Origin of the sequence: Amycolatopsis sp. FBCC-B4732 (assembly GCF_023008405.1) — a bacterium.
Taxonomy (GTDB): domain Bacteria; phylum Actinomycetota; class Actinomycetes; order Mycobacteriales; family Pseudonocardiaceae; genus Amycolatopsis; species Amycolatopsis pretoriensis_A.
The window spans coordinates 7,954,143-7,972,590 of the sequence record NZ_CP095376.1 but is presented as its reverse complement, the minus strand read 5'-3'; the positions used below and the strand labels follow the sequence as shown (position 1 = coordinate 7,972,590).

Annotated in this window: 16 protein-coding genes; 10 read left to right on the top strand and 6 right to left on the bottom strand. The window is 71.2% G+C overall.

The genetic code is table 11. The annotated features are described in order from the left end of the window. Position 1: 1 nt before the first annotated feature. The 3 genes from MUY14_RS35715 to MUY14_RS35705 all read right to left on the bottom strand — a co-directional run bounded on the left by MUY14_RS35715 (position 2) and on the right by MUY14_RS35705 (position 2,704). Positions 2 to 1,237, bottom strand: a complete 1,236-nt coding sequence (locus tag MUY14_RS35715) for an MFS transporter (protein ID WP_247025409.1) — start codon at positions 1,235 to 1,237, stop codon at positions 2 to 4. Positions 1,238 to 1,325: 88 nt separating this feature from the next. Continuing rightward, on the bottom strand, positions 1,326 to 1,676 hold the full coding sequence (locus tag MUY14_RS35710) for a metallopeptidase family protein (protein ID WP_247015930.1): 351 nt from the start codon (positions 1,674 to 1,676) through the stop codon (positions 1,326 to 1,328). Then, the gene (locus MUY14_RS35705; RefSeq protein WP_247015928.1) at positions 1,676 to 2,704 is read right to left on the bottom strand and encodes a septum formation family protein; all 1,029 of its coding nucleotides are present in this window, start codon (positions 2,702 to 2,704) and stop codon (positions 1,676 to 1,678) included. Before MUY14_RS35705 ends, MUY14_RS35710 begins: the two co-directional genes overlap by 1 nt. Positions 2,705 to 2,798: 94 nt before the next feature. Between MUY14_RS35705 and MUY14_RS35700 the strand changes: the two genes are divergently transcribed. The 4 genes from MUY14_RS35700 (at position 2,799) to MUY14_RS35685 (ending at position 6,059) form a co-directional block, all read left to right on the top strand. After that, positions 2,799 to 3,410 carry a hypothetical protein gene (locus MUY14_RS35700; RefSeq protein WP_247015926.1) on the top strand — a complete coding sequence of 204 codons (612 nt, stop codon included), beginning with the start codon at positions 2,799 to 2,801 and terminating at the stop codon, positions 3,408 to 3,410. After that, positions 3,411 to 4,577 (top strand): glutathionylspermidine synthase family protein, encoded by a 1,167-nt coding sequence (locus tag MUY14_RS35695; RefSeq protein WP_247015924.1) that lies wholly within the window; start codon positions 3,411 to 3,413, stop codon positions 4,575 to 4,577. It begins immediately after the preceding gene. Positions 4,578 to 4,622: 45 nt separating this feature from the next. After that, positions 4,623 to 5,075, top strand: coding sequence for a DUF350 domain-containing protein (locus MUY14_RS35690; protein ID WP_247015922.1), 453 nt, complete (start codon positions 4,623 to 4,625; stop codon positions 5,073 to 5,075). A gap of 69 nt (positions 5,076 to 5,144) precedes the next feature. Next, positions 5,145 to 6,059: a haloalkane dehalogenase gene (locus MUY14_RS35685; protein WP_247015920.1), complete on the top strand. Its 915-nt coding sequence runs from the start codon at positions 5,145 to 5,147 to the stop codon at positions 6,057 to 6,059. A gap of 280 nt (positions 6,060 to 6,339) precedes the next feature. Here the strand turns inward: MUY14_RS35685 and MUY14_RS35680 are convergent, their stop codons facing one another. Then, on the bottom strand, positions 6,340 to 7,629 hold the full coding sequence (locus MUY14_RS35680; RefSeq protein WP_247015918.1) for an aspartate aminotransferase family protein: 1,290 nt from the start codon (positions 7,627 to 7,629) through the stop codon (positions 6,340 to 6,342). 121 nt (positions 7,630 to 7,750) lie between these two features. Here MUY14_RS35680 and serS point away from each other — a divergent pair, with 121 nt between their 5' ends. Next, complete coding sequence (serS, locus tag MUY14_RS35675; protein WP_247015916.1) at positions 7,751 to 9,013, top strand: serine--tRNA ligase; 1,263 nt, start codon at positions 7,751 to 7,753, stop codon at positions 9,011 to 9,013. Between the two features lie 64 nt (positions 9,014 to 9,077). Next, the gene (locus MUY14_RS35670; RefSeq protein ID WP_247015914.1) at positions 9,078 to 10,079 is read left to right on the top strand and encodes a DUF3558 family protein; all 1,002 of its coding nucleotides are present in this window, start codon (positions 9,078 to 9,080) and stop codon (positions 10,077 to 10,079) included. On the opposite strand, the gene lhgO is transcribed toward MUY14_RS35670, so the two are convergent. Then, positions 10,076 to 11,263, bottom strand: a complete 1,188-nt coding sequence (lhgO, locus tag MUY14_RS35665; RefSeq protein WP_247015912.1) for an L-2-hydroxyglutarate oxidase — start codon at positions 11,261 to 11,263, stop codon at positions 10,076 to 10,078. The two genes, MUY14_RS35670 and lhgO, sit on opposite strands and share 4 nt — an antisense overlap. A gap of 33 nt (positions 11,264 to 11,296) precedes the next feature. Next, positions 11,297 to 14,383: a BTAD domain-containing putative transcriptional regulator gene (locus MUY14_RS35660; RefSeq protein WP_247015910.1), complete on the bottom strand. Its 3,087-nt coding sequence runs from the start codon at positions 14,381 to 14,383 to the stop codon at positions 11,297 to 11,299. 127 nt (positions 14,384 to 14,510) lie between these two features. Between MUY14_RS35660 and MUY14_RS35655 the strand changes: the two genes are divergently transcribed. Genes MUY14_RS35655 through MUY14_RS35640 form a run of 4 tightly spaced genes read left to right on the top strand, consistent with a single transcriptional unit; the run spans position 14,511 to position 18,442 of the window. Continuing rightward, on the top strand, positions 14,511 to 15,644 hold the full coding sequence (locus MUY14_RS35655) for a DegT/DnrJ/EryC1/StrS aminotransferase family protein (protein WP_247015908.1): 1,134 nt from the start codon (positions 14,511 to 14,513) through the stop codon (positions 15,642 to 15,644). A 23-nt stretch (positions 15,645 to 15,667) separates the two neighbouring features. Then, the gene (locus MUY14_RS35650) at positions 15,668 to 16,597 is read left to right on the top strand and encodes an NAD-dependent epimerase/dehydratase family protein (RefSeq protein ID WP_247015906.1); all 930 of its coding nucleotides are present in this window, start codon (positions 15,668 to 15,670) and stop codon (positions 16,595 to 16,597) included. Between the two features lie 32 nt (positions 16,598 to 16,629). Continuing rightward, complete coding sequence (locus tag MUY14_RS35645) at positions 16,630 to 17,826, top strand: glycosyltransferase family 4 protein (RefSeq protein ID WP_247015904.1); 1,197 nt, start codon at positions 16,630 to 16,632, stop codon at positions 17,824 to 17,826. After that, on the top strand, positions 17,813 to 18,442 hold the full coding sequence (locus tag MUY14_RS35640) for a DapH/DapD/GlmU-related protein (RefSeq protein ID WP_247015902.1): 630 nt from the start codon (positions 17,813 to 17,815) through the stop codon (positions 18,440 to 18,442). The genes MUY14_RS35645 and MUY14_RS35640 overlap by 14 nt, the downstream gene beginning before the upstream one ends. The last annotated feature ends 6 nt before the right edge of the window (positions 18,443 to 18,448 follow it).

Below are 18,448 nucleotides of genomic sequence, written 5' to 3'. Positions count from 1 at the left end.
ATCACGGATCCTGGTGCATCAGCGCCGCGGCTGAGTCCGATTCGTCACCGAGCGGGAACCGCCGCAGCGCCCCGAAGGCGAACGCGGCGATCACCAGCATGGCCACCCCGGACGCGGCGAACGTCCGCGCGGCCGAGCCGAGCGCGCCGGTCAGCACCCCGCCGAGCAGGGCGCCGATCGGGATCGCGCCCCAGACCACCGTGCGCCAGACGCCGAGCACCCGGCCGAGCAGCTCGCCCGGCACGAGCGTGTGCCGGGCGGTCGCGAGCACGACGTTCACCGCGACCACGGATGCCGCGAACAGGCCGAACAGCACCGCACCCGTGACCGGCGAGCGCACCAGGCCCATCCCGCCGAAGCCGAGGCCGCAGCCGAGGATCCCGCCGACGACGACCGCGCGCCGGCCCGCCGCGCGCACCAGCCGCGGCGCGACGCCCGCGCCGGCGAGCCCGCCGATGCCGCCGACGAACGCGAAGAGCCCGAAGGCCGCGTCGGACAGGTGGAGGTCGTCGAGCGCGTAGAGCACCAGCTGCGCCTGCGCGAGCTCGCTGACCAGGCTGAGCAGCCCGGCGACGACGACCAGCCGGAGCAGCAGCGGGTGCCCGCGCAGCCAGCGCAGGCCGTCGGCCAGCTCGGTGCGCAACCGAGCCGGCCGCGCCTCACCGCGTCCGCGGTAGGTGCCGGTCAGCCCGAGCAGCACCGCGGCCGCGATCGCGAACCCCGCGGAGCCGAGCACGAACGGGAACGCGGCGAAGAGCGCGAAGGCCAGGCTCCCGATCGGCCCGCCGAGGAACGTCTGGCCGACGATCTCGCAGGCCTGCAGCTTGCTGTTGGCGGCGTCGAGCGAGCCGTCGCCGACGACCGCCGGGACCAGCGCGTTCGCCGCGCTGTCGGCGATCGTCTCGGCCGTCCCGATGACCAGCGCGGTCAGGTAGACCAGCCAGATCGTCATCCCGCCGGTGGCGACCAGCACGGCCAGCACACCCACCGCGGCCGCGCGGGCGGTGTTCGCGACGACCATCGCGCGCCGCCGGTCGATCCGGTCGACCAGCGCGCCGGCGACGGCGGCGAACAGCAGCCACGGCAGGAACTGGGTGGCGGACAACCCGGCGATGAGCACCGGGTCGTGGGTGAGGGTCGTGGCCAGCAGGGGCAGGGCCACCTTGCCGATGCCGTCCCCCAGGTGGGAGGCCGCGCTCGACGTCAGCAGCCACGGGAGTCTTCGCGCGTTGTCCATCGGGGCCCCCAGCACGTATCGCAGTCACCCAATGACTTCGGGTAACAGGATAAGCGCGCGGTCACCCGATCGGGGTTACAGTGCGGGCTCAGCCCCAGCCCAGCTCGTGCAACCGGGCGTCGTCGATGCCGAAGTGGTGACCCAGCTCGTGCACCACGGTGATCAGCACCTCTTCGACGACCTCGTCCTCGTCTTCGCACATCGAGAGGATCGGCTGCCGGTAGATCGAGATCCGGTCGGGCAGCACCCCGCCGTACGACGACGTCCGCTCGGTCAGCGCGACGCCGTGGTAAAGCCCGAGGATGTCCGGCGCCTCGTCGTTGAACTCCTCGACCAGCACGACGACGTTGTCCATCGCGCGCGCGAACTCGGGCGGTACCTCGTCCAGCGCCGCCGAGACCAGTTCTTCGAACCGCTCCCGGCTCATCTCGACCGGCATCAGCCGTTCGTCTTCGTCGACGGCGGGGCCGAGTTCGACGTGGCCGGGCCGCCGCCCCCGTCCGACGGCGGGCCGCCGTCCTGGGGCTGGCCGCCGTCGGGACCGGCCGGCGCGGCCTTGACGCTGCCGGTGACCGCCTGCAGGCCGCTCTTGTCCGGCAGGAGCGCCGCCACCTTGCAGTTGACCTTGGCCGACCCCGCGTCCCAGCTCTCCTGCTCGCGCAGGTCCCAGGTCAGGATCAGCTTCTTCTGGTCGAGGTCGGCGCCGCCGGTGTAGTCCGCCGCGGCCTTGGTGCACTCGGTGTCGAGCCAGGCCTTCTGGTCGTCCTGCTTCGGGTAGCCGTCCTTGAACTTCGTCTTGAGGTCGAGGGTCGCGATGATCTCGTAGGAGTGCGGCTTGGCGCAGTCGAGCGGGTCGCCGACGCCCTTGCCCTGCAGCGCGAGGCAGGTGCCGGGCTCGAAGACCAGCGACTGGTCCTGCGTCTTGGCCGGCCCGGTCGTCGACAGCAGCTTGCCGCCCGGGCCCGCCCACTGCAGGCCGCACCGCAGCTGGCGGTCGCCGTCGTCCCACTGCGACGGCGTCGGGCGCAGCAGGTTCGTCGTCAGCTTTCCGTAAGGATCGAGGTTGTGGCCGAGGTAGGGCTTCACGTCGGCGGTGCACTTCTGCTGCGCGATCTGCTGCCACTGCTCCAGCGACGGCACCGGCGCACCCTCCGGGAACTGGGCGCCGATGTCCGCCAGCGCGGTCACCTCGAACAGGTGCGGTTCGGTGCAGGCCACCTTCCGCGCGTCGCTCGCGTCCGGGTTGTCCCAGGTCAGGCAGCTGCCTGGGGGCGAGTGGAACGCCTCCTGGGCGGCCGCGGACAGCTTGCCGGCGCCACCGCCGGAGCCGCCGGTGATGCCGTCGCTCCAGGAAAAGACGACACTGAGGGCGAGCGCGATGAGCGCGCCCGCGAAGATCCCGCCCATCACGACGCGGGTGCGCAGCGTCTGCGTGGCGGTGGGGAACCGATCGGCGCTGGGAGACATCGCAGTCCATGATGCCCGCGCCGCGCGCGACGTGCGCGATCCGGGTGGTTAGGGTGGGTCACGGTTTCGTGGTGGCCGGGATTACGGAGCGCACATGACGCAGGACAGCAACACTGGGGACCAGCCGCCCCCCGAGCCGCCGAAGCGCGGTTCGATGAGGTTCCAGGACTCGAACACGCAGCCCAAGCAGCCGTCGGTCGCCGAACAGCGGGCGCGGCAGCAGGCGCTCGCGCAGGAAGAACGCGACGAGGAGCTGGCCCGCCAGGCCGACGCCAAGGCGGCGACCCGGCGCAAGATCCTCATCGGCAGCGGGGTCACGGTCGGGCTCGTCGGCCTGGTCGCGACGTTCTACTCGGTCGCGAAGCCGGCCGGCGAGGTCACGGCCGTCTGCACCGACAAGGACGGCGTCGTCCAGAACGACGACTACTGCGACGACAACTACGTCACCAGCCACGGCGGCTACCACAGCGGTGGCTTCCTGTTCCTGCCGATCGGCGGGGGCGGCTACCAGAGCTACCGCTACAACTACGGCGGCACCGGCACCATCGGCCAGCGCGTGAGCGGTGGCTCGTACGACGCGCCGTCGTCGCGGACCAGCGTCAACACGAAGTCCGGCAAGTCCGTCCAGCGCGGCGGCTTCGGCATCAGCGGGAAGAGCGGCAGCACCGGGGGCACCGGCGGCAGCGGCAAGAGCGGGGGATCGTAGGTGTACCGGGACCGGCGTGAGCCGCGGCGCGACTGGCAGCGGATCGTCGAGGAGCAGGGACTCGTCTACGGCACGCCGGCCCGCGACAGCAGCGGCCGGATGCGGCCGTACTGGGACGAGTCCGTGCACTACGTCTTCGACATGGACGAGGTGCTCTCGCTCGAAGCCGACGTCGAACTGCTGCACTCGATGTGCCTCGAGGCCGTCGACAACGTCGTGACGACCGAGGGCTACCAGCGCTTCGGCATCCCCGAGTGGGTCTGGCCGCACATCGCCGAGTCGTGGAAGCGGCAGGACCCGCACGTCTACGGCCGGTTCGACCTGCGCTACGACGGCAAGTCGCCGGCGAAGCTGCTGGAGTACAACGCGGACACGCCGACCACGCTGCTGGAGGCGTCGCTGCTGCAGTGGCACTGGAAGACCGACGTCTTCCCGGACGACGACCAGTGGAACTCGATCCACGAGAAGCTCGTCGAGCGCTGGGCGTTCCTGCAGGACAAGCTGCCGTCGAACGAACTGCACTTCACCTGGTCGGCGGCCGATCCGAGCGGCGAGGACAACGTCACCACGGCGTACCTCCAGGAGACGGCGGCCGAGGCGGGGCTGGACACGGTGGGCCTGGCGATCGAGGAGATCGGCTGGGACCCGGTGCTCAAGCGGTTCGTCGACCTCGAAGAGTCGCAGATGGCGACCGTGCTGAAGCTGTACCCGTGGGAGTGGGTGGTCGACGAGGAGTTCGGCCGCAACGCCGTCGAGTCGCTGCCGCGGACGCTGTGGATCGAGCCGCTCTGGAAGATGATCCTCTCCAACAAGACGCTGCTGGCGATCCTGTGGGAGAACTACCCGGGCCACCCGAACCTGCTGCCCGCGTTCGCCGACGACCCCGGTCTGCTCACCGAGTACGTCCGCAAGCCGAAGCTGGGCCGCGAGGGTGCGAACGTGCAGATCGTCGCGACCGGCTACGAGACCCAGACCGACGGCGTCTACGGCGCCGAAGGCTTCGTCTACCAGGCGTTCGACCCGCTGCCCGAGTTCGACGGCTACCGGCCGGCGCTGGGCGCGTGGATCGTCGGCGACAGCTCCGCCGGCCTCGGCATCCGGGAGACCGGCGGCCTGGTCACCGACGACGGTGCGGCATTTGTCCCACATCGCATCGTCGAGTCGTGATAGAACACCGTCGCTGATCAGCTCTTTTCCCCTGGGAGACACACCGTGAACACGACCCTTGCGCTGTCCGACACGTTCGGCTCCGACCTCGTGCGGGGGATCGGCGCGATCCTGCTGTACGGCGTCATCGGCCTGATTCTGATGTTCGCCGGCTTCTACGCGATCGATTGGACCACGCCGGGCAAGCTGTCGAAGCTGGTCACGCAGGGCCTGCCGAACGCGGTGATCGTGACCGCGTCCGGGATGCTCTCGATGGCGTTCATCGTCGTCGTGGCGATCTTCAACTCGGCCAGCGACCTGACCGAGGGCCTGATCACGTCGCTGGTCTACGGCCTGCTCGGGATCATCGTCCAGGTGATCGCGGTCCGGCTCCTGGAGTGGGCGACCCGCATCGACGTGGCCTCGACCATCGAGAGCGAGAAGTTCGCCCCGGTCAGCATCGTGGTCGCGGCCGCACACATCGGCCTGGGCCTCGTGGTGGCGGTCGGTATCTCCTGACGCCCGATCCCCCGAACGACGTGAGCCGGGTCACGCAGTGCGTGGCCCGGCTCTGCCATTCGCACTAGCGTGGGTCTGGTGCGCCTGCTGAGGACACCGGAAGACCGGTTCACGGACCTGCCCGACTTCCCCTTCGAGCCGAAGTACGCGGAGCTCGACGACCCGCACGGCGGCGTGATCAGAGTGGGTTACGTGGAGGCGGGTCCGGCCGACGGCCCGGTCGTGCTCCTGCTCCACGGCGAACCCAGCTGGTCGTACCTGTACCGCAAGATGCTCCCGGTGCTCGCGTCCGCGGGCCTGCGCGCGATCGCCCCGGACCTGGTCGGCTTCGGCCGCTCGGACAAGCCGGGCGACCTGGTCGACCACACCTACGCCCGGCACGTCGAGTGGATGCGCGGCTTCGCGTTCGACGCGCTGGACCTGCACGACGTGACGCTCGTCGGCCAGGACTGGGGCGGCCTGGTCGGCCTGCGCCTGGTCGCTGAGCACCCTTCGCGCTTCGCCCGGGTCGTCGCGGCCAACACCGGCCTGCCCACCGGCGACGTCGACATGCCACCGCAGTGGCACGCGTTCCGCGAGGCCGTGGACAAGGCCCAGGTGCTGGACGTCGCCCGGTTCGTCCAGTCGGGCTGCCGGTCTCCCCTGACGGAGCAGGAGCGGGCGGCGTACGACGCACCGTTCCCGAACGAGATGTACAAGGCAGGCCCGCGGGCGATGCCGTCCCTGGTCCCGTACCGCCCCGACGACCCGGCTTCGGCGGCGAACCGCACGGCCTGGCGGACGCTGACCGAACTGGACCTGCCGTTCCTGGTGGCGTTCTCCGACAGCGACCCGATCACGGGCGGGATGTCCCCGATCCTGCAGCGCTCGATGAAGGGCGCCCAGGGAATCGACCACCCGGTGATCGCCGGCGCGGGCCATTTCCTGCAGGAGGACGCGGGCGAGGAGCTGGCCGAGCACGTGGTGCGCTTCGTGCGGGGCTAGCAGTTCCCGGCCCAGTCGCCAGGTTCCAGCTCACCTGCGAACCGGCGGCCGGCAACGCAAGCCGACCACGAGGTCACCAGACCTCCCCGCTCTCTCGCTGCGGGAGTCTCTGGCCGGGAGAAAGAGCAAAAGCTGTCCTCGCCGGACGGGCAGGCTCCGGGATGACCACCAGCCCCGCTGTCCTCTCACCTTCTCGAGGGGGTCGCTGGGTGGTCATCCCGTCGCCTGAACGAGGCCTATCACTGCCTCAGGCGACGGGATGACCACCCAGCTCTTCGGGTCAAAGCGCTGCGTGGGTTGCTGACAGGGCGTCCACCAGGATGTTCAGGCCCTCCTGGGCCTCCTCGGCGGTCAGGGTCATCGGGGGGCCCAGGCGCAGGACGTTGCCGTGCAGGCCGCCCTTGCCGATCAGGAGGCCGCGCTTCTTCGTCTCCTCCAGCATCCTTGCGGCGGCCGGGACGTTGGGCTCGGTCGTGCCTGGCTTGATCAGCTCCACGCCGATCATCAGGCCCTTGCCGCGTACCTCGGCGACGATCGGTGACTCGGCGGCTCGCAGGCCGGAGATGAGCTGCGAGCCGCGGGCCGCGCAGTTGGCCTGGAGGTCGTGGTCCTTGATGTAGTCCAGGACCGCCGTCGCGCCGGCCATCGACACCGGGTTGCCGCCGAACGTCGAGAACGACTGAGCCTGGAAGCAGTCCAGGACGTCGCCGCGGGCCACCACGCCGCCGACCGCCAGGCCGTTGCCCAGGCCCTTCGCGAAGGTCATCATGTCCGGCGTCACGCCGTGTGCGTCGATGCCCCAGAAGTGCTCGCCCGTGCGGCCCCAGCCGGTCTGGACCTCGTCCGAAATGAACAGCACCCCGTACTCGTCCAGGACTTCCTTCATCGCCCGGAACAGCCCGTCCGGGGGCAGGCTGAAGCCGCCGACGCCCTGGATCGGCTCGGCGATCAGGCACGCGACGTCGCCCGCGGTCGCCGTGTCCAGCACGTCCACCAGGTCCGCGACGCACGCCTTGATGTAGTCCGCGTCCGACATGTCCCGGAAGGGGCTGCGGTAGCGGTAGCCGCCGTGGACGTAGTTGACCTTCACCGGGCTCAGCGCCGACGCCGACCAGCCGCGGTTGCCCGTGATCGCGACCGTCCCGAAGGACCGGCCGTGGTAGGAGTTGCGCATCGCCAGCACCTGGTTGCTGCGCCGGAACTGCGTCGCCAGCATCAGCGCCGTGTCGTTGGCCTCGCTGCCGGAGTTGGTGAAGAACACCTTCGCGTCCGGGATGTTCGACAGCTTCGCGATCCGTTCGGCCAGCTCGACCTGGGAGCGGATCAGGTACAGCGTCGAGGTGTGCAGGATGCCGGTGTCGAGCTGCTTGCGGACCGCGTCGCCGATCTCCGCGACGTCGTAGCCCATCGAGTTGGTCAGCACCCCGGCGAAGAAGTCGAGGTAGGTGCGGCCCTGGGAATCCGTCATGCGCCGGTCGTGGGCGTGCACGATCTCGATCGGCTCTTCGTAGAGCAGCGACATCCAGGACGGCATCACTGCGCGGTGCCGGGCGAGCAGCTCGTCGGTCATCGGGGCGCCTCCTCCGGGGTTTCCCTGGAGTATGGGGACGCCGTGAACAGCGCTTCAACGATCAGACTGTCGGGATAACCCAGTAGGGCCGCACAGTCTGTACGGACTACCCTCTGTCTTCGTGATTGACCCCAGGACTCTGCGCGATGACCCGGAAGCCGTGCGCGCGTCGCAGCGCGCTCGTGGTGAAGACGAGGGAGTGGTCGACAAGCTGCTCTCCCTCGACACCCGGCGCCGCTCTTCGATCGCGGCCGCGGACAAGCTGCGCAACGAGCAGAAGCTCCTGGGCAAGCAGATCCCGAAGGCGCCGCCCGAGGAGAAGCAGCGGCTGCTGGCCACGGCCAAGGAGCTCGCCGCGCAGGTCAAGGCGGCCGAGGCGGAGCAGAACACGTCGTCGGAGGAGTTCGACCAGCTCTTCCGCACCGTGCCGAACCTCGTCCACCCGGACGCCCCGGTCGGCGGCGAAGACGACTTCACCGTGCTCAAGCACGTCGGCGAGCCGACCAAGCTCGGCTTCACCCCGAAGGACCACCTCGAGCTGCTCGAAGCGCTCGGCGGCGTCGACATGGAGCGCGGCGCGAAGGTGTCGGGCTCGCGGTTCTACTTCCTCACCGGCGTCGGCGCGCAGCTGCAGCTCGGCCTGCTCAACATGGCCATCGCGCAGGCGCTCGAGAACGGCTTCACGCCGATGATCACGCCGTCGCTGGTCCGGCCGGAGATCATGGCCGGCACCGGCTTCCTGGGCCAGCACTCGAGCGAGATCTACCACCTCGAGGACGACGACCTGTACCTCGTCGGGACGTCGGAGGTGCCGCTCGCGGGCTTCCACGCCGACGAGATCCTCGACCTGAACGACGGCCCGAACCGGTACGCGGGCTGGTCGTCCTGCTACCGGCGCGAGGCCGGCTCGTACGGCAAGGACACCCGCGGCATCATCCGCGTCCACCAGTTCGACAAGGTGGAGATGTTCGTCTACACCAAGCCGGAGGACGCCGAAGCCGAGCACGAGCGGCTGCTCGGCTGGGAAGAGCAGATGCTCGCGAAGATCGAGGTGCCCTACCGGGTGATCGACACCGCGACCGGCGACCTCGGCACGTCCGCGCACCGCAAGTTCGACTGCGAGGCGTGGATCCCGACCCAGGACACCTACCGCGAGCTGACCTCGACGTCGAACTGCACGACGTTCCAGGCCCGCCGCCTCTCGGTCCGCTACCGCGGCGAGAACGGCAAGCCGCAGATCGCCGCGACGCTCAACGGCACGCTGGCGACCACCCGCTGGATCGTCGCGATCGTCGAGAACCACCAGCAGGAAGACGGCTCCGTCCGCGTGCCGGAGGCGCTGCGCCCGTTCGTCGGCGGCAAGGAAGTCCTCACCCCTCGCTGAATCGGGCGGATCCGCGGTGCTCCTCCGTTCGTCCCAGTACAGTCCGGGCCGAACGGGAGGATTCATGCGCAACAAGTGGCAGGTCGCGGCAGCGGTGGCCGCCGCGGCCGTGGTGACCGGGTGCACGGTGACGGTCGGCGGTGCGGCGTCGCCGGTGCCGGGGCAGGGCCCGGTCGTCAAGGCCGTCAACGCCTGTGACCTGCTCGACGAAGCCCAGGTCGACGCGCTCGGCTACCGGTCGCCCGGCAATTCGGTGGCCGAGAACAAGGACCGGCTCCAGCCGCCGATGTGCCTGTGGAACTCGAAGGACGACATCGACCCGTCGGCCGTGCTCACCGTCGGCCTGGCGACGGACATGGACTTCAACGAGTACATCGCCGGTGCCGTCCCGAAGTCCTCGCCGCAGGAGATCGGCGGGCTCAGCTGGACGCAGTACGGCTCGATCCTTCCCGACGACTGCACGTTCTACGCCTCGCTCGGCGACAAGTCGTTCGCCTTCGTCGGCGTCTCGACCAGCAAGCTCGAGAAGTCGTGCGAACTGGTGAAGCCGGTGATCCCGCAGGCCGCGGCCCACCTGCCCGGCGGGCAGGACGCGCCGCCGGTCACGCCGCAGACCTCGGCGAAGCCGGAGCCGGGCGGCCCGCTGCTCTCGGCCGACCCCTGCGCGGCGCTCAAGCCCGACCAGGTGGCGCAGCTGAAGAACATCTCGCCGAACGGGGAGAAGACCGTCTCGAACGTCGTGCCGAACGCGTCCTACTGCCTGTGGGACGACACCGACGGCAGCGAGGGCCAGAAGGCGTTCGAAGTCTGGTACGGCCCGAGCACGCCGGTGGCCCAGTGGCCGGGCGTCAACGGCGTCGCCCCGGCCGAGACCGTCGACGTCGGCGGCAAGAAGTGGGGCGTCTACCCGAACCTGGGCGGCCTGCGGGTCACCTGCGGCGCGTTCCTGCCGATCACCGACACGTCTTCGGTGCAGGTGGTCAGCGGGTTCATCGGCGACGACACCAAGACCTGCGACGTCGTCAAGCAGGGCCTGCCGCTGGTGACCGCGAACCTGCCGGGCTAACCCTCGGAAACCTGGTCGGCGATGTGGCGCGCGATTTCGAGCGCGCTCGTCGCGGCCGGTGACGGCGCGTTCAGGACGTGCACCTGGTCGCGCGCGGTCTCGATGAGGAAGTCGTCGACGAGCGAGCCGTCGCGGCGCATGGCCTGGGCGCGGACGCCGGAGCCGTGGCGGACGATGTCGTCCTCGGTGACGGCCGGGACGAGCCGGGCGAGGCTGGCGGCGAAGCGCTTCTTCGAGAACGAGCGGCGGACCTCGTCGAGCCCGGTCGGGACCGCGTACTTCTTCGCCAGCCGCCAGACACCGGGGAAGGCCGCGACCTCGGCGACGTCCTTCGCGGAGAAGTCGCCCCAGCGGTAGCCCTCGCGCCGCAGCGCCAGCACGGCGTTGGGGCCGGCGTGCACGCTGCCGTCGAGCATCCGCGTGAGGTGCACGCCGAGGAACGGCAGCGTCGGATCCGGCACCGGGTAGATCAGGCCCTTGACCAGGCCGCGGCGCTCCGGCTTGAGCTCGTAGTACTCGCCGCGGAACGGCACGATCTTCGCCGACGGCGTCAGGCCGGCCAGGCGCGCGACGCGGTCGGAGTGCAGGCCGGCGCAGTTGACGAGCGCATCGGCCTGGACGACGTCGTCGCCGGTCGCGACCTCGACCCCGCCGTGGCTCCCGGCCCGGATGGCCAGCGCGGGCGAGTCCAGCCGCAGGTCGACGCCGGCTTCGTCGAGCAGCCGGACGAGCGCGTGGCAAACGGCGGGGAAGTCGATGATCCCGGTGGACTCGACCCGCAGCGCGGCGACGCAGGCGACCTCGGGCTCGTACTCGCGGGCTTCCGCGGGCGAGATCTTCTTGGCCGGGACGCCGTTGGCCTCGGCCCGCTCGGCGAGCGTGTTCAGCGCCGGGATCTCGCGTTCGTCGGTGGCGACGACGAGCTTCCCGCACACCTCGACCGGCACGCCGTACTGGCGCGCGAAGTCCACGATGGACCGGTTCCCGGCCACGGACATCCGCGCCTTGAAGGACCCGGGCTTGTAGTAGAGCCCGGCGTGCACGACGTTCGAGTTGTGCCCGGTCTGGTGGGCCGCCCACCGGGATTCCTTCTCCAGCACGGTGACGTCCAGCCCTCGCCTGGTGAGTTCCCAGGCCACGGCCAGACCGACGATCCCGCCCCCGACGACCACCACGTTGCGCACGATCGACCAGGCTACGCGAGGACCGCGGCGCGGTCAGCCCGCCATGCCCGCCGTGGTCAGCGCCTTCTGCGCGCTCATCCCCGCGCCGGCCGCGTACGCCCGCTCGAAGCCGTCCGGGCCCAGCGACTCCCGCACCCGGGCCCGCACCGAACCGGCGTCCGGATCGCCCGCGATCGCCGTCCCGCGGACGCCGGCCGCGGCGCCCAGCAGGACCGCCGCCTGCTCCGGCCGGGCGGCTCCGGCCAGTCCCTCCAGAGCGAACGCCACGACGTCTCCCGCGTGCCACCGGTGCCCCGTCAGCAGTGCCTCCCGGTGCAGCCGGCCCGCGTCGGCCGGGTGGCCCTCCGCCAGCGCCAGCCAGCCCAGCGAGATCAGCACGCCCGCGCGGGCCGTTTCCGCCGAGAACGAGCCGCCGGGGCACTCGGCCAGCGCGCGCTCGTTCAGCGCCCGGGCCGCGGTCAGGTCGCCCTCGTGCCGCGCGAGGTTCGCCAGGCCGACGTACGCGGCCGCGCGGGACTCCGGCATGCCCGTCCGCCGCGCGGTGGCGGCCGCGAGTTCGTAGTCGGCCCGGGCGCCCGCGCGGTCGCCCGAGAGCAGGCGCGTCCACGCGCGGCGGCAGATCAGGTCGGCCACGTCGTCGGTCGCGCCGATCTCGTGCATCAGGCCCAGTGCTTCGTCCATCAGCGGCAGGGCGGCCTCGTGCTCGCCCCGCCAGGTCAGCAGCTGCGACAGGTGGTCCAGCGCCATCGACAGGCCCCACCGCTCGCCCAGCGCGCGGAACTGCGTCACGCCTTCGCGCAGCCCTTCCTCGGCCTCGGCCAGCTGGCCCGCCATCATCGCCCGCAGGCCGAGGCCCATCGGCAGCAGCGCCCAGCCCCACGCGTCGCCGCCGGCGAGCAGCCCCTCGCCGCGGCCGAGCACCTGCGCGTCGTCGCCGGGCGGCCCCGCGACGACGCCCATCAGCATCACCAGCATCGGGTTCCGCGGCGTCCAGTCGCCGTCCACGGCGTACCGGCGGACCAGCGGCAGGTACTGCTCCAGCGCCTCGCGGGGGTGCCCGGACAGCGCGCCGAGCACGCACACCAGGAACTCCTCGGGGTAGCGCTCCTGGACCTCCGGGGAGCAGCGCGAAACCACCTCCATCGACAGCCCGGCGCCCTCGAACCGCCGTCCGCGCATCCACCAGTACATCGCCAGCAGCGGCACCAGCCGCAGGGCGAGCACGACGTCGTGCTCGGTGGCCCAGCGCAGGGCGGCCAGGACGTTTTCGTACTCGGCGTCGACCCGGTCGAGCCACTCGAGCTGCGCCGCGGTCCGCAGCATCGGGTCCGCTTCCTCGGCGAACCGCAGGAAGTGCTCGGCGTGCGCGCGGTGCACCCGCTCGGTCTCGCCCGCTTCGGCGAGCTTCTCCGCGCCGAACGCGCGGATCGTCTCCAGCATCCGGAACCGGCCGCCTGCCGCCTCGACGAGGGACTTGCCGGCCAGCTCCGGCAGCAGGTCGACGTCGGCGCCGCACACTTCGGCGGCGGCCGCGGCGGTCGCGCCGCCGGCGAACACCGTGAGCCGCCGCGCCAGCTCGCGCTCTTCGTCGTCGAGCAGGTCCCAGCTCCACTCGACGACGCCGCGCAGCGAGCGGTGCCGCGCTTCGGCCGTCCGGCTGCCGCGGGCCAGCAGCCGGAACCGGTCGTCGAGCCGGGCCGCGATCTCGCCTGCGGGCAGCGCGCGGACGCGGGCCGCGGCCAGCTCCAGCGCCAGCGGCAGGCCGTCGAGGGCCGCGCAGATGTGCTGGACGTCGCCGATCGTCGTCTCGTCGAGCACGAACGCCGGGTCGCTCGCGGCGGCGCGGTCGGCGAAGAGCCGGATCGCCGCGAACTCGCCGGCCTGCCCGGCGGAAGTGCCGGGCGGCGGGACGGCCAGCCGCGGCACCGGCGCCAGCTGCTCGCCGGTGATGCCGAGCGGCTCCCGGCTGGTCGCCAGCACGCGCAGCCCCGGGCACGCGGCGAGCAGCCGCGCGGTCAGCCGGGCCGCTTCGTCGACGACGTGTTCGCAGTTGTCGAGCACCAGCAGCGTCGAGCGGTCGCGCAGCGCGCCGATCAGCCGCTCGGCGGGGTCCTGCGGGCCGCCGCGCGAGCTCTCCCGCAGGCCGAGCGCGCCCAGCACCGCGTGGACGACGCCGCCCTCGTGCGGGGCCAGCTCGACGAACGCGACCGGCCCGGCGCCGGCGGCCGTGACCTCGATGGCCAGCCGGGTCTTGCCGGTGCCACCCGGTCCGGTCAGCGTGACGAGCCTGCTGCGTCCGAGCAGCTCCACCACCTGCCGCAGCTCGGCGGCCCGGCCGACGAAGCTGGTCAGCTGGGCGGGCAGCGCCGGGAGCACCGGCTTCCCGGGCTCGCCGCGCAGCACCGCGAGGTGGGCTTCGGCCAGCTCCGGGCCCGGGTCGACGCCCAGCTCGCCGGCCAGCGTCCGGCGGGCGTCCTCGAACGCGCCCAGCGCGTCGGCGGACCGGCCCGTGGCGGCCAGCGCCCGCACGAGCTGCGCCCGCGGCCGTTCCCGCAGTGGCTGCGCGGCGACGGTCTCCCGGAGTCCGATGAGGACGTCCTCGGCCTGCCCCAGCGCCAGCCGGGCCTCGACGTGGTCGTCCACCGCGTCCGCCCGCAGCTCCTCGAGCCGCGCGGCCTGGGCGGCGGCGAAGGGCGCCTCCGGCAGATCGCTGAACGCCGGCCCGCGCCACAGCGCGAGCGCGTCGCCCAGCAGCTGCGCGGCGCGGCCGGCTTCGCCGTTCTTCAGCAGCGCACGCCCTTCGCGCGCCAGGCGTTCGAAGGCGTGAGCGTCCACTTCGTCCGGTCCGACGGCCAGCCGGTACCCGGCCGCGGTGAACTCGACCGGGGCCAGTTCCTTCAACGCCGTCCGCAGCCGGGACACCTGGGACTGCAGGGCGTTCGCGGCGCCGTCCGGCGGGTGTTCGCCGTACATGCCGTCGATCAGCCGTTCGGCCGGGACGAACCGCCCGGCCGCCAGCGCGAGCAACGCCAGCAGCGTCCGCGAGCGCGGTCCGCCCACCGCCACCTGCGTGCCGTCCGGGGTCCACGCGGCGACGGCCCCCAGTACCCCGAATCGCATGTGCCCAGCGTAGGACGTCCATCGGGCCGCGGCGGGCGTCACTCGAAAGTGGAGTACGGCGTGGGCCTGTGAATCAGCTGAGCGTACGTCTATACACTTCGCCGGGTCCCCACGCAATGGGAGAGGTATGTCGTCCGAGAGCATTGCCCTTGGTCAGCCGACCGTCGGCGAAGAGGAACTCGCCGCCGTCGCCGAGGTCTTCCGATCCGGCTGGCTGGCCGGTGCCGGTCCGGCGTGCCGCCGGTTCGAGGAGCGGTTCGCGCAGGTCACCGGCACCGCGCACGCGTTGGCGACCGCGAACTGCGGTTCGGCGCTCTTCCTGGGGCTCAAGGTCCTCGGCGTCCGGCCGGGTGACGAGGTGATCGTCGGCGACTACACGTTCCCGGCCACCGGCCACGCCGTCGTCCAGGCGGGCGCGAAGCCGGTCTTCGCCGACATCCGCCCGGACGTCTTCAGCGCGGACCCGGCCCACGTCGAGTCGCTGATCACCCCGAACACCGTCGGCATCCTCGCCGTCGACGTCGCCGGCCAGCCCGGTGACTTCGACGAGTACCGGGCGATCGCCGACAAGCACGGCCTCTGGCTGTTCGAGGACGCCGCGTGCGCCGCCGGTGCGACGTACAAGACGCGGCCCGCGGGCAGCCTCGCCGACCTCGCCGCGTTCTCCTTCCACGGCCGCAAGGGCATCACCGCCGGGGAGGGCGGCGCGCTCGTCTCCGACCGCGAAGACCTCATCGCGCACGCCCGCAAGCTGCACACCTACGGCATCGAGCCGGCGATCAGCCGCGAAGGCTCGAACACGCTGCCGATCCCGGAGTTCCACGAGCTCGGCTACAACTTCCGCATGTCGGACGTCCAGGCCGCGATCATGAACGTCCAGCTCGACCGGCTGCCGGACCTCCTCGCCGCCCGCCGATCCGTCGCGAAGCGCTACCACGAGGCCTTCGCGGACGTCGCCGCGCTGACCGTCCCGGTGGAACTGTCCGATCGCGAGCACCCGTGGCAGGCCTACCTGCTCACGGTCGCGCCGGAGGTCAGCCGCGACACCCTCGCCCTGCGCATCCGCGAGCAGGGTGTCCAGTGCAACTTCGGCACCTACGCCTCGCACCTCCAGCCGATCTACGGGCCCCAGACCCCGCTGCCCGTCTCCGCCGACGCGTTCGCGCGCCAGCTCGCGGTCCCCATGCACGCCAACCTGACGGACGCCGAAGTGGCGCGCGTCGGCGAGGTCGTGCGCGAAGCCGTGCAGTCCCTGTCTTGAACCCGCCGACCGAGGAGAAATTGGTGTCCGACAAGAAGGTGCTCTTCACCGGGGCGGGTGGGTTCATCGCCGCGCACGTGATCCCGCTGCTCATCGAGGGCGGCTACACCGTGCGCATCTTCGACAACATGACCCGCGGCGACCGCGCGCGGGTCAACGAGTTCGTCGCCACCGGCAAGGTCGAGCTCGTCGAGAAGGACGTCCGCTACGGCGGTGCGGTGCGCGAGGCCATGCGCGGCTGCACGCACGTCATCCACTTCGCCACGGTCTCGATCAACAAGTCGATCGCCGACCCGCACGAGTCGTTCGACATCAACATGACCGGCAACCACAACGTGTTCGCCGCGGCCGCCGACGAAGGTGTCGAGCGCCTGGTGTTCGCGTCGACCGCGTCGGTCTACGGCGAGCCGAAGCGGCTGCCGATGCACGAGGACGACGAGCTCAAGCCGCTCACGCCGTACTGCATCTCGAAGCGCGCGGGCGAGGACATGCTCGGCTTCTACGAGCGCCAGAAGGGCCTGTCCTGGAACGCGCTGCGGTTCTTCAACGTGTACGGCCCCGGCCAGAAGATCGAGGCGTACTACACCTCGGTGATCAACCACTTCATCCAGCGCCTGCGCGCCGGCCAGCCGCCGATCATCGACGGCCGCGGCGACCAGTCGATGGACTTCGTGCACGTCACCGACCTGGCGCGGGCCGTCGTCGCGGCGCTGGAATCGGAGCGGGCGAACCTGCCGATCAACATCGGCACCGGCATCGACACCTCGATCGCCGCGCTGGCGAAGATCCTCATCGAGGCCGTCGGGGTCGACGTCGAGCCGTTGTTCAACGAGCGTGACGTGCTGGTCTCGCGGCGCGCCGCCGACATCACCCGCGCCCGCGACGTGCTCGGCTGGGAGCCGCGGATCACCGTCGAAGAGGGCATGCGGCAACTGGTCGAGGAATCCGAGTGACTGCCACCGCGGGGCCGGCCCAGGGACGTGCGATGCGCATCGCGGTGGTGAACAACTTCTTCCCGCCCCGCGTCGGCGGCAGCGCGCACATGTCGGCGTCGCTGGCGGCGCAGTTCGTCGAGGAAGGGCACGAGGTACTGGCGATCACGGCCGCCTACGGCGAGGCGCCGGCCGAGGAGGAGCGCGACGGCTACCGCGTCGTGCGCCTCCCGGCGGTGAAGATGCCGCAGATCGGCCTGTCGATCGACTTCGACATGAGCTTCGCGTCGCCGCGGCCGGGCAACTGGCGGCGGCTGTGGAAGCTGCTCGACGAGTTCAAGCCGGACGCGATCCACCTGCACGGCCAGTTCTTCGACCTGTCGTGGCTGGCCGGCATCTACGCGCGGCGGCACGGCGTCCCGACGCTGCTGACCATCCACACGCTCCTGATCAGCGACAACAAGCTGTACGGCGGCGTGTTCCGGCTCCTGGACGCGGTGCTCGTCCGGCCGATGCTGGCCTACATCAAGCCGCGGTACGTGATCCTCGACAAGCTGGGCGTCGACTACTGCGTCGACCGCTACGGCACGAGCGACGCGAACTCGGAGTACTTCCCGATCGCGGTCGACACCGGGCACTTCGCGAAGCCGGTGACGAAGGACGTCCGCGCGGAGCACGAAATCGGCGACGCCCCGCTGATCGTCTCGCTGGGCCACGTCATCCCGCTGCGCAACCGGCTGCCGCTGATCGAGGCCCTGCCGTCCATTTTGGACAAGCACCCCGGCGTCCGGGTGGTCGTGGTCGGCCGCGTCTACCACGACGCCTTCCTGAAGCGGGCGGCGGAACTGGGCGTCTCGGACGCACTGGTCGTCACGGGCGCGGTCCCGAAGGAAGACGTCCCGGCGTACTTCGCGGCGGCGGACATCGTGACGCACGACCTCAACGGCGGCTGCGGCACGGCGTCCCTGGAGGCGATGCTCTCGGGCACGGCGACGATCGCGTCGGTCACCGAGGACAACTACCCGGGCATCGAGCTGCGCAACGGCGAGAACGTCCTGCTGGTCCGCCCGGACGACGCGGAAGCCGTGGCCCGCACGGTGGTCGAGCTGCTCGACGACCCGGAGCGCCGGGCTCAGATCGCGCAGCGCGAAAGCGAGATGGTGCGCTCGAACTTCGGCCTCGACGTCGTCGCGGAGGAGCACCTGCGCACCTTCGAGAAGCTGGTGTCGGAAGCCGATGTTCTTCGATGACGAGCGCAGCCACCGGCTGCGCCCGCAGATCCTGACCGAGCTCGTCTCGCAGTACATGAACGACGCCGAGCGGGCTCAGTTCTACGGGCTGCCTTCGACGTGCCGCGTGCGCGAGCGCGTGAAGATCATCAGTCCCGAGAACCTCACGATGGGCGACCACTGCTGGGTGGGCGAAGGCGCGGCCCTCGACGCGAGCGGCGGCCTGGAGATCGGCGAGCACACCAGCATCGGCCTGAACACGCTGATCTTCACGCACTCGAGCTGGCTGGCGAACATGACGCTGCAGAACCACTCGGGCAGCGACCTGATCGAACGCAAACCGGTGAAGATCGGCAAGGGCTGCTTCATCGGCGGCCTGGTGGTCATCATGGCGGGCGTGACGATCGGCGACTTCGCCACGGTGCAGCCGAATTCGGTGGTGGCGAAGGACGTGCCGCCGCGAACGCTGGTGGCGGGCAACCCGGCGCGGGTGTTCCAGCGGTACGACGAGGAGTACATCCAGTCCGAAGTGGACCGGGTGCGGGCGGAGAACGCGCGGCGCCGCGAGATCGCGGAGTCACACGGGCAGAACACTTCGGGCTGGGGAGCCCCATCGGGCGACTACACGGAGGAGTAGCGATCC

What these genes read in the sequence shown, in the direction of transcription:
- MUY14_RS35710 (WP_247015930.1), bottom strand. Translation starts at nt 1,676, where the DNA reads ATGCCGGTCGAGATGAGCCGGGAGCGGTTCGAAGAACTGGTCTCGGCG.
- MUY14_RS35715 (WP_247025409.1), bottom strand. Translation starts at nt 1,237, where the DNA reads ATGGACAACGCGCGAAGACTCCCGTGGCTGCTGACGTCGAGCGCGGCC.
- MUY14_RS35640 (WP_247015902.1), top strand. Translation starts at nt 17,813, where the DNA reads ATGTTCTTCGATGACGAGCGCAGCCACCGGCTGCGCCCGCAGATCCTG.
- MUY14_RS35645 (WP_247015904.1), top strand. Translation starts at nt 16,630, where the DNA reads ATGCGCATCGCGGTGGTGAACAACTTCTTCCCGCCCCGCGTCGGCGGC.
- MUY14_RS35700 (WP_247015926.1), top strand. Translation starts at nt 2,799, where the DNA reads ATGACGCAGGACAGCAACACTGGGGACCAGCCGCCCCCCGAGCCGCCG.
- MUY14_RS35670 (WP_247015914.1), top strand. Translation starts at nt 9,078, where the DNA reads ATGCGCAACAAGTGGCAGGTCGCGGCAGCGGTGGCCGCCGCGGCCGTG.
- MUY14_RS35680 (WP_247015918.1), bottom strand. Translation starts at nt 7,629, where the DNA reads ATGACCGACGAGCTGCTCGCCCGGCACCGCGCAGTGATGCCGTCCTGG.
- MUY14_RS35660 (WP_247015910.1), bottom strand. Translation starts at nt 14,383, where the DNA reads ATGCGATTCGGGGTACTGGGGGCCGTCGCCGCGTGGACCCCGGACGGC.
- MUY14_RS35655 (WP_247015908.1), top strand. Translation starts at nt 14,511, where the DNA reads ATGTCGTCCGAGAGCATTGCCCTTGGTCAGCCGACCGTCGGCGAAGAG.
- MUY14_RS35705 (WP_247015928.1), bottom strand. Translation starts at nt 2,704, where the DNA reads ATGTCTCCCAGCGCCGATCGGTTCCCCACCGCCACGCAGACGCTGCGC.